Raw genomic sequence first — 12,592 nt, forward strand, 5'->3', positions numbered from 1 at the left:
GGCGCGTATGAGGCACGTGCCGAGACAGAGCACGATGAGCAACAGCAGGAAGGCCTGGTCGACGGCAGGGATGTGAGTGGGGATGGGAGTCATGGCAATGATAAAGCAACGCCCGTGCCACGCGTTCCCGCCGCGGCCTGTGCTATCTGCAAGGGCCGCCGCTCCCAAGCCCGCTTTGACTCAATGCGTGGTGAACGGCGGCGGTGCGTCGGGCGCGACGTCGAAGGCGCCGAGATGGAATTCCTCGCCGATGGACGCGTCCGGCTCGGAATGCTGCGCCATCAGCGTGAACGCGGCCTGCGGGTATTGCTTCCAGATGTCGAGATCGCCGGTGGTGATGGTGAGCCAGCCGAAGGTGTACATGTAGCGTCCGGGCTCGGTGACCCGGCCGACCCTGTCCCAGGTGATCTTTTCGACTGTGATTTTCTCGACTGCCATTCGGTCCCCCGATCGCAAGTCTGCAGATGATGCCCGGCAAGAGCCGCGGACCTTCAAAAGCTGACCCCGGAATGGGGCTGCGATAGGGCGGCGCGGCGCGAGGATCAGGCCGATTGCAGCATGGGCGTGCGGACGATCAGCCGGACGACGTCATCCCGCGACTGCTTTTCCGCGAATTTGACCGCGAACCCGTTTTCGAATTTGCGGATCACGCGCCCGACGCAAGCGCCGACCGCAAGCGGAGTTCCCACTGGCGGATCGTACTCGCAGGATATCGCAACACCGGCCGTGGAGACGTCGATGATGAAGCAGGCATGGGTGCTGCCGTCGGCGAGCGTCAGGAAGGTGTGCGCGACCTGCGGAACGAAGCGCGCGTCATTCCGCAGCTCCTGGACGCTGGCGTCCTTCTGCTTCTTCTCGAGCCAGGTCAGCTTTTCCGACATCCAGGCGCGCCGGGCCCGCGTCATGTCGAGCTCCATCAGGAAGCCCGACTTCAGCGTCGCGCTGATGGTGCACTGGAATTCGCCAAAATCTTGGAAGTATGAGGTCACGCGCTCGCCGACCTTTCCGACCACGGGAACGTCGACCATCATGCGGAACGGTGAGACGCGGCTGGTGCGGCACGCGAAGGTGCGCAGCTTGCCCTCGCAATCGTACCAGCGCGGCAGCGAGTAGCTGCCGCTCACGGTGACTTGCACGGCACGCTGTCTGAGGAACTCTGCGACGGACATGGGCGCCAATCGTGTTTCGGAGGTTTTCCGTAATTCCACGGTAGCAATCAAATTCTAAGCAAATGATACCGGCGCTCACGAGCAGGGGTAAATTTTTGGTAAACGCGCGGGTCGGGATGGGCGGCATAGCGCCGCGATTAGCAGGCCCGCGATCTCACGATTGCGTCATCCGAGCAGCACCAGCAGCGCCAGCACGCCAATGGCCATGACGAGCTTGATCGTCGCGCAGGTCTGGCTGCCGGGTCCGCGCTCAAATCCGAACCACGGCAATGCATGCCGCATCGCGCGCGTTGCGAATGCTTCGACGATGACGAACAAGAGAGCGATGCCGGCGAGGAAGGACCATGATGCATCCGGCAGCATCCATGCCGCGAGCCACGCGGGAACGGACGCCTTCAGCGATGCCAGCAGCGCGAACCATCCGAACAGCGATACGAAGCCCTTGATGATGTCGGGCCCGATCGTGCCGGGCTCGAGACGGATGCCGATCTTTCCAAGAGCGAGTTCGATGCGCTCGCCATCGGTGAAGAAGAGGAAGGCGCCGAGGTAGAGCGGGACGCGCGACTGAAACAGGAGCGCGACCATGCCGAACAGGACGGCGTAGCCGAAAGCGTCACTGACGATGGTCGTGCCGGCCGCCTGCGATGGCTCCGGTGCAGCCGTGGCCCGAGGCAGCGACCTGGCGCGCGCCATGTGCTCGAGCATTCTAGCGCGGCGCTCCGGCGCGTAGGCTGCCGAGCGGTGGATCCATGGCGGCGGCGCCGGCGAGGCAATTCCGGCCTGGTCGTCCGAGGGAGATTTATGCTGCGCCATGGGCCTGCATCCGGTTCCATCTGGACATTGGTCGGAGCCGAGGGGCAGGGAGGTTCATGCGGGGGCCGCAGATATCGCCGCGTCATCCAAAACGCCCGGATAATGGCGCTCCCTAGCGGAATCGAACCGCTCTCTCCACCGTGAAAGGGTGGCGTCCTAACCGATAGACGAAGGGAGCAAACCCAGGGCCCCGCCGCTTTTCGCGGCACGGCCGCTGGCCGCCCGAGTCATGCCCGGCGGCTGCAGCGGGCGAACCTATAATGGCCTTTGGCGCCCTGGGCAAGCCGTCAGGGAACGGTCTTTTGGCACCGGTGGATAGCATCCTCCGCCGGATCATTCGGGGCGAATTCAACGGTTTCTTAGGTTCCCTGAGCTAGCGCTGGAGGGGGAGAATTTGAGCCGATGCCACCGCCCAAGAAGCGCGCAGCCCGCAAGTCGCTGTCGCAGCATGCCTGGATCACGCTCGAGGGCGGATTCGCGGCGCGGCAATGCCTGGTCCAGGACATCTCCGCCACGGGCGCCAAGATCACGCTGGACGAGGATGCGGGCCAGCTCCCGGGCGTGATCCGGATGGCGTTCGCGCGCGATGCGCGGACCGGGCGGAGCTGCCAGGTGGTTTGGCGCCGCGGCAAATCGGCCGGCATCAAGTTCATCTGACCCCGGGCAAAGTGACCTCGATGGCGCGCGGCGCCGGTTCGGGTTAGAACGGCCCGCATGCGTGCGCCGCTCCTCATCCTGATCTCGTTGCTGACCATGTCCGCGGCCGCGGCGGAAGCCTTGCGTCTGCCGCCTCCGGAGGGCCCGCAGACCGGCAAGGCCTTGCCGCTCAAGGGTGCCGGCGGGAGCGCGAAAGCGGGCTCCTGCCCCGCCTATGGCCGCGGCTTCCATCTGGTCGAGAGCACCGGCACCTGCGTCAAGATCGGCGGCTCGATCAGCGTCGAGACCACGATCAGGCGCTGACCTCGATGCCACCGGATATCATGCGGCCCGAAATCATCGTCCCGTTCGTGATGTATTGCGCGCTGCTGTGGTGGATCGGCCGCGGCCTGAGCTGGACCGCGCGGCTCGCCACCGCGGCCGTGACGCTCGTGCTGATTTTCTGCGTGCTGCTTTTCGAGCGCGGTTGGCCCTAAACAAAAAAACGCGAAAACAACCCCATGCACAGTAGCCGCCACCTCTTGGCGGCACGCGGCGAAGTGCCGATTCATCGTGCTCTCAACGAGGGTTAAGCCGCATCACCGCTCACGACATCGGCGGTGCCACAAATTGCGCAAAACCGGGCCGTTTGCCGAGATCGGCGAGCCAGCGCGTCAGATGCGGCTGCGCGGGCCGGGTGATGCCCTCGACGCCGAGCCAGCGCCGCGCATAGGCGCCGATCGCGATATCGGCGAGGGTGAACGCATCGCCGTCCATGAACGGACGCGTGGAGAGCAGACGGTCGGCGATGGCCCAGACCTCGGCGGCGGCATCCGCATCCTTCTGCAACTGGATCATGTCGCGCTCGGCGGGCGGCGTGCGCACGAGGCCCCAGAACACCGGGCGGTCGACCGGCTGCACCATCGACAGCGTCCAGTCGAGCCAGCGGTCGACGCTGGCGCGCAGCTTCGGCGCCTCGGGATAGATCGGCGTGCCGCGCCCGTGCGCGAGGCAGAGATAGCGCATGATCGAATTGGACTCCCACAGCGTGAAGTCGCCCTCGACCAGCGTCGGGATCCGCGCATTGGGGTTCATCGCGAGATAGTCGGCCTCGCGGGTCTTGCCAAACGCCATGCCGGCGTCGATGCGCTCGTAAGCCAGGCTGAGCTCGGCGAGGCACCACAGCACCTTCTGCACGTTGACCGAATTGGCGCGGCCCCAGATCGTCAGCTTTTGGTCCGGCACGTCATCCTCCCCAGGCGTTTCTTTCGGCGCGGGTAATAGCGGAATTCACTGCGGCGAGCGACGCGCGATTGCGCCGATCCTCTCATGCAAAAGGTCCGCATGCAAAAAGCTCCGCCCGAGGCGGAGCTTTCATTGCAAGGTCAAGCTGGTCAGGCGATCAGCGGCCGAAGAACAGCCACAGCAAGATGATCACCGGGATCGGCACACCCAGCATCCACAACAAAATTCCGCGTCCCATCGTGTCCTCCTCCAATTGCATTGTCGAAGAGAGAACGCTTAGGGCAGGGGCTGGTTCCCGCGGAAAGGCTCTACCAATGGCCGATGTTGGGCATCGACGACCACGGCTCCTGCGGCGGCTTCGGGTCGCCCTTCTGCAAGATCTCGATCGAGTGCAGATCCGGCGAGCGGACGAAGGCCATGTTGCCGTCGCGCGGCGGCCGGTTGATCGTGACGCCGGCCTTCATCAGCTTCTCGCAGGTTGCGTAGATATCGTCGACCTCATAGGCGAGATGGCCGAAGAAGCGGTCCTCGCCGTATTTTTCCTCGTCCCAATTCCAGGTGAGCTCGACCAGCGGCGCGCCGCGCGTCTGCGGCTGCTTCTTCAGCGCCTCGAGATCGTCCGACGAGCACAGGAACACCAGCGTGAAACGCCCCTTGTCGTTCTCGATCCGCCGCACCTCCTTCAGCCCCAGCGCATCCTGGTAAAACTTCAGCGCGACATCGAGATTGCGCACGCGCAGCATGGTGTGGAGGTATCGCATGGTTGTTGCTCCCTGGGTGGATGGAGGGTTTTTGGTTCGGCCGAGCCGAAGGGAGTAGGAGATAGCAGGAAAATCCGAGGAGGGGCAGGGGGCGGGTGCACATGTGCATGAGGGCGAAGCCGGCTGATGAAGTAAATCAGCCGGCGAAATTTCAATGCACTTTCACCGTAAATCCAGTGGCGCACACGCGCCATTGGCAGTGTGTGCGGGGCGGTCTGCTGCCGCGGCCTATTGCGTCGCGAGGCGCTTTCCGGCCTGCTCGGCCGGCGGCGTGAAGAGCGATACTGCGGTGCCTTCGGGGTCACGAAACTGGAACGTCCTGTTGCCCCATGGCATCGTTTTCAGCTCGTGCACCAGCGTGACCTTGTCTTTCAGGCGCTCATAATCCGCATCGATGTCCTCAACCTGAAACTCGATCACGGCGGTCCGATTGGCGCCGGGCTCGGCACTGTTTTCTTTCCAGAGCGCGACCGTCTCGGCTGCGCCGATTGCCAGGTTGGCGCCCGGCGTCACGATCTTGGCGAACACCGGCGCGAGCCATTCGGCGGAAACTCCGGTGATCATTTCGTAGAACGAAACCATGCTTTTGATGTCGGTGGCGATCAGGCGAGTGGAGGCGAACTTCATGGCATGTCCTTTGGTTGACCGCAGATTTGAGCGGCATCGCGGGGCTCGTCGCACACCGCTGCTGCCACCCTGATGTCAGCAGTCACGACGCCGCGCCGAGCGTGCGAACTAAGGGCATGAATTGCGATGGCAGTGCTCAAGCGCTAGACCACGAGCCCCTTCACGCGAAGCGCCCCAGAGCGCGAACCGGGCCGTCAGAACGGTGACGCAAACCGCAGAATTGGCCACCTCACTCACGGGTGGACAGGCTTGTGTAGCCGCTCGCAGATGAACTCCTCGCGGCAATGACGCGACTAACGGCCATGGCCAATATCCTAGGTGAGCTTCTGTTTGCACTGATCCGCTCGATTGTTGCTGGATGGGCGTATGCGCTCTGGGTCAAACTGGCGACATGGCTCGAGCCGAAAATCCAACGGCGTTGGGTGAAGCTTGCCGTAGGAGGCCTCCTCGGCTTGGCAGCTTATTTTATGATTCCGATCTTGATGGGGCTGTTGGGCCTTTGAACACAATGAAATCCGTTCTCATCGTCGCACTGGCAATCGGGGCGCTCGTCTCGACGGTGCTGCTCGTCATGGAGCAGCTCACCGACTACTCCATCGCTGTGATGGTATGGGAGATGCCGGGCATATCCGCAGCCTACCTTTTCTGGGGAGCGGTTGGCAGTTCCGTTTTCCTGGGCGTCGCCATCACTTGGGCCGTGAATGCAATCGTTTACGGCGCGCCCGCCTTCGTTGTCCTTACAGTCGTCAAGCTGGCAATTCGCGGTCTGCCGAAGTGATCTGGCAATGACCGTGGGGGCAGATCTTGGCCTATGCGTCGGGAATTACGCATTACGGTGACACGCAGTTAACTGCGTGATCGCGGTGCTGTTCGCGAGCACCGACGGCTACCTTACGGGACAGTGCACTGACGCCGCAGGTGCCAACGAAACGCATCACGCTTAACGTTTGTGAATGCCGCGTTGGCCGAACGCCTGCAATTCTCCAGTATTGGCGGCACTTCAGATCATCGGTGGAGTCAGGCTCTCCCGTCTCGCGGGACGGAGCGTGCATGCCTCGATCGGCGTCCGCCCGCCAACACACTAGCCGTATTCATTATGAGATTGAGGACAGGTGATGTTGTTTTTGGAGGAGTTCAACGAGCGAACGCTGTCGCACATGGACAGGGCGCTGGAGCGCGTCAGCGAGATGATGCCTGAGGTGATGGAAGCCTACACCGCGCGCCGGTATGTCGCCGAACGAATCATCCACTGCGCCAAGCACGAGACACGCGAGATCGACGGCCTCGTCGCCGCCGGCCGGCGTGCGGTCGCTGAGCTGGCTGTGAGGGTCGTCGAAAGCGATTAGCTGTCTGGCCGCGAACCTGCCGCAGAGGACCGCGCTCGCCGGCGATGATGGGGGTGAATTGGCGCTTCGTGAGAGGCGGCGATGGGCGGCCTCCCTGTCAGCCGCCGCCCATCTTTCGGGTTTCGAAATGCAGCGCCGTTTACTTCTCGAGCCCGGCCTTCTGCCGCATCGTGTCGATCAGCTCTGACGCCTCTGCCTTGGTCAGATCCTCCTTGGGGAGGGGCTTGTGGGCCTGCTCGGCGAGGGTCTTGAGGTAGGATTCCTGGGCGCCGGTCATCGGGTCGTCCCCGGAGACCCAATCCTTCGGATCCTTTTGGGTGTTGCCTGCGGTGTTGCCAGCCATCTTGTTGTGAGTCACGGCGATCTCTCCTTTTCAGGCTCAATGCCGACTGATGCTTTTTGTTCCTTATTTGTTCGTGGCCGGCCCCTGACGCAGCCAGGGGCGCACTTTGCCCGGATCAGCGTCGGGAGATGATCACGGAACGGCCGGCAGCGATCGGCGTCTGCGCATCAGACTTAGCTTGCGCCCCCAATCGAGGATCGGTGCCTCAACGGCGACGTGCAAGGCGGCGGCGAGACCGATGGAGAGCAGGATGCCCGCGATGATTGTCCCGACGGTCGACAGAAGCCACAGTCCGTCGAAGCTGGCGATCCATTTCACCACCAGATAATGGACGATATACAACGCGTACGAGATCTTGCCGAGCCATTGCAGGACCGGTGAGAAGGATCGCCCCTCGATCTCGACAGCGACCACAGCATGGATCAGCAATCCCGCGCCGAGGCCATAGGTCAGGACGCGCGCGAATTGCGGGTCGGCCGCGCCGCGCACGAAAATCCAGTACCACCCGGCCACGAACAGGCCCGCGGAAACGGCGGGGAAGTGGCGCGAAAAGCGCAATCGTCGGCTTCTCTGGAGATAGGCGATAACAACGCCGGCACCGAATTCCAGCACCAGCGGATGAAAGTAGATCCCGGCCTCCAGGCCGAAGACGAGAGCAAGAATGACCAGGGCGAATCCAGCGAACAAGATATCGAACAGCCGGTCCGGCTTGATCGCCAGGACGATGGCGACGGCGACGTAGAAGTGCAGTTCGAAAGCCAGCGACCAGGCTGGGCCAAGGTACCAGTTCGGATAGGTCCATGCGAAGATGGTTCCGAGATCGAGAGCGGGGCGGTCGCCCGGCGCCAGCGCGATCCAGGAGGAGCTGACAAACGCCGCCAGCAACACCAGCCAATAGAGCGGGAAAATTCTGAGGGCCCGTCTGAAAGCGAAATCCAGCGGGTTGTGTTGTGCCGTCGCGGTGGTCGCGATGATGAAGCCGGAGATCACGAAAAAGATGTCGACGCCGCTCGCAAGTATCGTCAGCGCACCCTCGGCAAGCTCCGGCCCAACCATGTCGGGTCGCGCACTGATCGCGTGTCCGCAGACCACCGACAGCGCAGCGACGCCGCGCATCGCCTGTACACCCGCGAAGATTCGCACCAAGCCTCGCCACGTTCATTCCAGAATAGTGCAATTTAGGCGAGAAACCCATTAAGGAACAGTTGCGCGGATGCGATAGAATGGGTGTGGATGCGTTAGGGTGAGGCATGCATCTGAGGCGGATTGATTGCTGTGCCCTTCCTCCAAGGCACGACCACAGGAGCACTCCCTAGCGCTTTGCTTCCTGCTTGCCCCGCCTGATTTCCTCTGCCTCGTCCACCAGCTTCAAGGCGGCGCCGTCGTAGCTCAGCTTCAGCCCACGACCGACGGTCCATATCCATCCCTCCCGGGCATCCCCGGTTGGCTGGGCGTTGAACTGGTCGGATATCGATTTGACGGCAGCGTCTTGGGGGCCCGGATTGCTCAACTCCGCGTTGACGCGCCAGATGGGATGTTTGGGGTCCGGATTCTTGGGGTCGACGTCGTCGGCAAAGATCGTGACCTTGGCGCCGTCGACTGCGCATTCGAGGACGTAGGAATCGCGAAGCTGACGGCAGCGGTAGCGACGTTGCGTGATGAGCTTGTTGGTCTCGTCGAATGTCATGCCGGGCGAAAAGCCGAGGATGTCGGACTTCTGCACGAGTGCCAGTGACGCAGGCTTCAGAAAGCTCGGCTGGACCGCCACGAGAACAGCCGCGGCAACAACGATCACGCCGGCGACAACAATGGCAATCTTCATCAGCCCCTCGTAAGAAACGTCCGACCATACAACAGCCGGAGCGTTCTACCAGCATCGCGCTGCATGGTTCGAGACGTCCGCTATCGTTGGAGGATCGCACCACCGAAAGATCGCATGGTCACATATCGCTTGGTCATGAACGTGAAAACCGCCCCTGACATGACCAGGGGCGGTTTAGCAAAGGGGATTTCGAAACGCGGTCTAGTGACCGGTGCCGGGCTTCGTCGTCTTCGGCGGCTTGCCATCTTCGATCCGGCCTTCGTTGCGCAAGTCGCGACCTTCCTGGGCTTTCTTCTGGCTCTCAGGGGACTTGCCGTGTTCGTTCATCTCTTCCTTGATGAACCCGGCGCCTTCCTTCACTTTACCTTCAACGCTCATGACGATCTCCTTGTCCTGGTAATAGGTCAACTCGCGCGAGACCTGACCGTTCCGGTGCGCGCACCTATGTGAGGAGTGCAGTATTGAGGGTGCACTTTGTAAGGGTGCACTTGCCGGGAACAGGTTAGTTGTCAGCGCGTCCCGATGCGTTGATGTCGCGGGCAGAAACCGGAAAAATGCGCCGCGTCCAACATCCCCATTGCGTCCGGTTGTCACCCGGCAGTGCGTTGGACAACGCGGCTTCGGGCGACAGGTTTCCATCGGGACCCGTTATGAAATGGCCGCGCCGCCTTTTGGAGAGCGACGCGGCCAAGAGGCAAGCGATATAGGAAACCGGCTTACTTCATGTTGCTGCGGGTCTTGGTGCCGCCCTGGTCGCTGCCGGGGCCGGAGCCGCCCTGGCCGGAGGCGTCGGGCCTCACCATTCCGCCCTTGCTCGTGCCGTCATGGCTCATGCCCGTCGTGCCCCTCGTCATCGTGCCCTTGTCCGTGTTGTTCATGCCGGGCTTCTGCATGTTGTCCGACTGCGCGGCGGGGCCGGTCTGGGTCTGGGCAAAGGCAGAGCCGCACATGAGGCCGAGGGCGGCGGTCGCAATGATGAACTTCTTCATCTCAAACTCCTGGTTGGTTGAGTAAGCCAACGGGAGCGCAGAAGCCCTGTTCCTAAAACAGGGCGTTCCAGAGTGCAAAAATTCTCGTCTGCGCGCGAACCGCTATCGACTTCGCTTGAAAGCGCTCTAAGCCGCAATCCGCTGGTCGGCCGGACCCGTCAAGTGCTTGAGCACTTCCGCATGCTCCAGGTCTGGAACCGCGATGGCGGTGTGGCTGTAGCTCGCATGGGTTCGTGATTTTGCAATCTGGTCCAGGATCTCGCCGCCCTTGATGACGTGGAGGCCCATGCCCTCTCCGGACGGGAAGATCGCGAGCACCACGTCATAGGCCGTGATGACGGCGCGCAGCGCTTCGGCCTTGTCTTCGGCAATTTCGACGAACACGCGAACATCGGCCGCGAGTTCACGCAGCTCGTTAAAATCCAGCACTGTGGGTACTCCAACGCAACGATACTGAGAGGAGCTTGGAGGGGTTAGGTTACCGAAGTCTCAACGGCGCATGCCCGGCAACAGGTTTCTCGACCGGGCGCCCCCCGCGAGGCGATAGACAAGCGGGCATTGCCGCCTGCTCGGCAATGCGCCGGCACGGAAAGAACATCTGGAACGGGGGAGGGACGAAGCGCGCCTCATACCCCTAAGGGCGTCACACGATGCGCGCGTGACTTTATGCGCGCTTTACTTGGCGTATCCCTGGGAGCGGAGCCACGCGATCTTGCGGTCGCCGTTGATCCAGTCGTCGGCATCTGCCTTGCTGGTGAAGCCCTTGATTTCGCGCTGTTCGCTGTCCGGGTAATCCGCCAGGATTTTCCAGTCGTTGTCTGCAATGCGGACGGTTTTGAAGGTCACTTTTGTTTTTGCCATGCCGCATTATGCAGGAGATGACCGGAAAAGAGAACCTGCCTTGTGACGGTCACCCGCGCGGCCCCAGGCGCAGACCTGGGGCCAGCCTGATCGGCATTGCGCGGCCGGGTCCCCCAGAAAAGGCGAAAGCCCCGCCTGGGGGAAGCGGGGCTCTCTGATGGGGGTGAAGCTTGGGGACTTCAAAGAGTTAGACGCCTCAGGAAGAAAATGGTTCAACGCGGAAACGGCGCAAGCTGCGGCATCTTTGCCGGGGCGTCCGGGCTCCCCCAGAACCCCCTGCTTGCGTTTTGGGCGTCGATGGGTTCTAAGCCCCGTCACTTCATGAAAGTTGGCATGAATCAGAAGCGCGTTGCGCGGTTGGACCGCGTCCTGAGCAAAGCCTGCTCGCGCGCACAGAAGGAAATTCAGACATGGCGAAGATGACCAAGACTCAGTTGATCGATGCAATTGCCGAGGGTACGCAGCTGTCGAAGAACGACGTGAAGTCGGTCATCGAGTACATGGCAACCGTCGGCTACAAGGAGCTCAACGAGTCCGGCGAGTTCGTCATTCCCGGCTTCGTCAAGATGTCGGTTGTGAACAAGCCGGCGACCGAAGCCCGCATGGGCGTCAATCCCTTCACCAAGGAGCCGATGCAGTTCGCCGCGAAGCCGGCGAGCAAGTCGGTGAAGGCCTCGCCGCTGAAGGTGGCCAAGGACTCCGTCTAAGGGCTCGCCAAGGGCTCGCGTTTTCGTTGTGGACCCTCTTTTTCGCGGAGTGCTGCCGCGGAGTGCTGCAATGACCGCTTGCTTGTGCTGAACCAATAAGGAACTCTGTTAGGGAACTCTCGGGCGTCGTCAGGCTTTGCTTCCGAAAGGGAGAAATCACATGACTGGTCTCAGTGAAGTAGAGATTCGAAACCGCGCCTATCACCTCTGGAAGGAGGCCGGCGAGCCCGCGGGCACGATGGACACCTTCTGGTACGAGGCCGAAAAGGAGCTTCTCGCCGAGCGGACCAAGCAAAGCGAAGTCCCGCCCGGGATGACCGACAATCTGCCGGTCTGACTTTGCTGGTCTAAGAGGCGGACAGAGGCGAGCGTCGACAGTTCTCAAAGCAGCCACCCGGCGTAACGCCCGGGTGGCTGCTTTGCTGTTCGGGCCATCGCTTGGATGGCGGCCGCCTCAAAGAAAAACCCCGGGCTTAGGGACCGGGGCTCTTCAAGCTGGTCGGCCGCGTCGCGACATGCCGCCAGCACCACTGAATTCGGTTTGACAACGCGAGACGAAAAAATTCGTTCCGGCTGCTACTCCGCCGACACGGACACGTCGACGATCGCCGGCGTATCGACCTGGCGCTCGCGCCAGACGACGAGATCGCATTTGGGATTGAGCCACTGATACTCGGAGCCGCGCGCCTTCAGGTGCGCGAGCGCTGCATCATGTGCGGCGGTCTGATCCGGCGCCTCGACCATGATTTCCACGGTCTCCTCGATCTGACGCACCACCTCGACGGCGTAGTATTTTCTGGTCACGGTCCCTCGCTCCGGAATGACTAACGGGGAGGGCCATGGCGCGTTCCCCAAAAGAAAAACCCCGCGCTTTCGCACGGGGCCTTCCTGGCTGGCTGCGATGGGATTTCAGCGCCGCGCCGCCGGCCGCGTTCTCGAACTTAAGGTTGAAAACCCAAAAAGCAACCGCGCCGACGCGCGGAAGGCTCAAGGCGATGTGCCCGGCGAATTTCGCGGGAGGGGCTGGACTTTTTGTTCTTAGTTTGTTCTAGTGAAGCATCTCTTTTGGCGGCGACCATTTGGTTGGAGGTCCCCATGACTGTCGAGAAACAACGCGAAGTGATCAGGCTCTGGAATCAGCTCAGGAAGCTCGAAGGTCCGGCCGCGGAAGAACTCCGCATCCAGATCCTCGAATGCTTTTCGGAGAAGGATCTGTCGGGGAAGGAGACGGTGAAGCGCGCAGCGTGATGAGCGTCGCACTACGTCGACGATA

The 12,592-nt window shown here is 62.0% G+C and carries 23 protein-coding genes and 1 tRNA gene; 9 read left to right on the plus strand and 15 right to left on the minus strand.

Annotation, left to right across the window (positions count from 1 at the left end):
* Positions 1–180: 180 nt before the first annotated feature.
* The 4 genes from IVB45_RS17335 to IVB45_RS17350 form a co-directional block, all read right to left on the minus strand.
* On the minus strand, positions 181–438 hold the full coding sequence (locus IVB45_RS17335; protein WP_247361155.1) for a hypothetical protein: 258 nt from the start codon (positions 436–438) through the stop codon (positions 181–183).
* A gap of 104 nt (positions 439–542) precedes the next feature.
* Positions 543–1,169 (minus strand): pilus assembly protein PilZ, encoded by a 627-nt coding sequence (locus tag IVB45_RS17340; RefSeq protein ID WP_027569917.1) that lies wholly within the window; start codon positions 1,167–1,169, stop codon positions 543–545.
* Between the two features lie 165 nt (positions 1,170–1,334).
* Positions 1,335–1,982, minus strand: coding sequence for a hypothetical protein (locus tag IVB45_RS17345; protein ID WP_247361153.1), 648 nt, complete (start codon positions 1,980–1,982; stop codon positions 1,335–1,337).
* A 103-nt stretch (positions 1,983–2,085) separates the two neighbouring features.
* Positions 2,086–2,160: transfer RNA gene (locus tag IVB45_RS17350), tRNA-Glu, on the minus strand.
* A gap of 224 nt (positions 2,161–2,384) precedes the next feature.
* On the opposite strand from IVB45_RS17350, the gene IVB45_RS17355 reads away from it, so the two are divergent.
* Genes IVB45_RS17355 through IVB45_RS17365 form a run of 3 tightly spaced genes read left to right on the plus strand, consistent with a single transcriptional unit; the run spans position 2,385 to position 3,115 of the window.
* Positions 2,385–2,639 (plus strand): PilZ domain-containing protein, encoded by a 255-nt coding sequence (locus IVB45_RS17355; RefSeq protein WP_027569919.1) that lies wholly within the window; start codon positions 2,385–2,387, stop codon positions 2,637–2,639.
* Between the two features lie 57 nt (positions 2,640–2,696).
* Positions 2,697–2,942, plus strand: coding sequence for a porin (locus IVB45_RS17360; RefSeq protein WP_247361151.1), 246 nt, complete (start codon positions 2,697–2,699; stop codon positions 2,940–2,942).
* Between the two features lie 5 nt (positions 2,943–2,947).
* Positions 2,948–3,115, plus strand: a complete 168-nt coding sequence (locus IVB45_RS17365; RefSeq protein WP_155809976.1) for a hypothetical protein — start codon at positions 2,948–2,950, stop codon at positions 3,113–3,115.
* A gap of 109 nt (positions 3,116–3,224) precedes the next feature.
* Here the strand turns inward: IVB45_RS17365 and IVB45_RS17370 are convergent, their stop codons facing one another.
* From IVB45_RS17370 to IVB45_RS17380, 3 genes are all read right to left on the minus strand, one after another.
* Positions 3,225–3,863 (minus strand): glutathione S-transferase, encoded by a 639-nt coding sequence (locus tag IVB45_RS17370; protein WP_247361148.1) that lies wholly within the window; start codon positions 3,861–3,863, stop codon positions 3,225–3,227.
* Positions 3,864–4,171: 308 nt separating this feature from the next.
* Complete coding sequence (locus IVB45_RS17375; protein WP_027517781.1) at positions 4,172–4,624, minus strand: VOC family protein; 453 nt, start codon at positions 4,622–4,624, stop codon at positions 4,172–4,174.
* A 228-nt stretch (positions 4,625–4,852) separates the two neighbouring features.
* Positions 4,853–5,251 carry a VOC family protein gene (locus IVB45_RS17380; RefSeq protein WP_027569922.1) on the minus strand — a complete coding sequence of 133 codons (399 nt, stop codon included), beginning with the start codon at positions 5,249–5,251 and terminating at the stop codon, positions 4,853–4,855.
* Positions 5,252–5,553: 302 nt separating this feature from the next.
* Between IVB45_RS17380 and IVB45_RS17385 the strand changes: the two genes are divergently transcribed.
* From IVB45_RS17385 to IVB45_RS17395, 3 genes are all read left to right on the plus strand, one after another.
* Positions 5,554–5,754, plus strand: a complete 201-nt coding sequence (locus IVB45_RS17385; RefSeq protein WP_027569923.1) for a hypothetical protein — start codon at positions 5,554–5,556, stop codon at positions 5,752–5,754.
* A 5-nt stretch (positions 5,755–5,759) separates the two neighbouring features.
* Positions 5,760–6,029, plus strand: a complete 270-nt coding sequence (locus IVB45_RS17390; protein WP_247361145.1) for a hypothetical protein — start codon at positions 5,760–5,762, stop codon at positions 6,027–6,029.
* 337 nt (positions 6,030–6,366) lie between these two features.
* Positions 6,367–6,597: a hypothetical protein gene (locus IVB45_RS17395; protein WP_247361143.1), complete on the plus strand. Its 231-nt coding sequence runs from the start codon at positions 6,367–6,369 to the stop codon at positions 6,595–6,597.
* Positions 6,598–6,736: 139 nt separating this feature from the next.
* On the opposite strand, the gene IVB45_RS17400 is transcribed toward IVB45_RS17395, so the two are convergent.
* From IVB45_RS17400 to IVB45_RS17430, 7 genes are all read right to left on the minus strand, one after another.
* Positions 6,737–6,940 carry a DUF3072 domain-containing protein gene (locus tag IVB45_RS17400; protein ID WP_051462968.1) on the minus strand — a complete coding sequence of 68 codons (204 nt, stop codon included), beginning with the start codon at positions 6,938–6,940 and terminating at the stop codon, positions 6,737–6,739.
* Positions 6,941–7,072: 132 nt separating this feature from the next.
* Positions 7,073–8,083: an acyltransferase gene (locus tag IVB45_RS17405; protein WP_346015314.1), complete on the minus strand. Its 1,011-nt coding sequence runs from the start codon at positions 8,081–8,083 to the stop codon at positions 7,073–7,075.
* A 169-nt stretch (positions 8,084–8,252) separates the two neighbouring features.
* A complete protein-coding gene (locus IVB45_RS17410) occupies positions 8,253–8,762 on the minus strand; it encodes a hypothetical protein (protein ID WP_027569927.1) in 510 nt (169 codons plus the stop codon).
* A 201-nt stretch (positions 8,763–8,963) separates the two neighbouring features.
* Complete coding sequence (locus tag IVB45_RS17415; RefSeq protein WP_007610124.1) at positions 8,964–9,140, minus strand: hypothetical protein; 177 nt, start codon at positions 9,138–9,140, stop codon at positions 8,964–8,966.
* 338 nt (positions 9,141–9,478) lie between these two features.
* Positions 9,479–9,751 carry a hypothetical protein gene (locus IVB45_RS17420; protein WP_027569928.1) on the minus strand — a complete coding sequence of 91 codons (273 nt, stop codon included), beginning with the start codon at positions 9,749–9,751 and terminating at the stop codon, positions 9,479–9,481.
* 126 nt (positions 9,752–9,877) lie between these two features.
* Positions 9,878–10,180 (minus strand): hypothetical protein, encoded by a 303-nt coding sequence (locus IVB45_RS17425; protein ID WP_007610128.1) that lies wholly within the window; start codon positions 10,178–10,180, stop codon positions 9,878–9,880.
* Between the two features lie 246 nt (positions 10,181–10,426).
* Entirely contained in the window at positions 10,427–10,612 is a 186-nt protein-coding gene (locus IVB45_RS17430; RefSeq protein WP_007591378.1) for a hypothetical protein, read from the minus strand.
* A gap of 410 nt (positions 10,613–11,022) precedes the next feature.
* On the opposite strand from IVB45_RS17430, the gene IVB45_RS17435 reads away from it, so the two are divergent.
* Complete coding sequence (locus IVB45_RS17435; RefSeq protein ID WP_007591377.1) at positions 11,023–11,319, plus strand: HU family DNA-binding protein; 297 nt, start codon at positions 11,023–11,025, stop codon at positions 11,317–11,319.
* A gap of 160 nt (positions 11,320–11,479) precedes the next feature.
* On the plus strand, positions 11,480–11,656 hold the full coding sequence (locus tag IVB45_RS17440) for a DUF2934 domain-containing protein (protein WP_084462276.1): 177 nt from the start codon (positions 11,480–11,482) through the stop codon (positions 11,654–11,656).
* A 239-nt stretch (positions 11,657–11,895) separates the two neighbouring features.
* Here the strand turns inward: IVB45_RS17440 and IVB45_RS17445 are convergent, their stop codons facing one another.
* Positions 11,896–12,123 carry a hypothetical protein gene (locus IVB45_RS17445; protein ID WP_247286144.1) on the minus strand — a complete coding sequence of 76 codons (228 nt, stop codon included), beginning with the start codon at positions 12,121–12,123 and terminating at the stop codon, positions 11,896–11,898.
* A gap of 291 nt (positions 12,124–12,414) precedes the next feature.
* Here IVB45_RS17445 and IVB45_RS17450 point away from each other — a divergent pair, with 291 nt between their 5' ends.
* Positions 12,415–12,567, plus strand: coding sequence for a hypothetical protein (locus IVB45_RS17450; RefSeq protein ID WP_197031199.1), 153 nt, complete (start codon positions 12,415–12,417; stop codon positions 12,565–12,567).
* Positions 12,568–12,592: the final 25 nt, after the last annotated feature.

The organism is Bradyrhizobium sp. 4, assembly GCF_023100905.1.
Classification (GTDB): Bacteria; Pseudomonadota; Alphaproteobacteria; order Rhizobiales; family Xanthobacteraceae; genus Bradyrhizobium.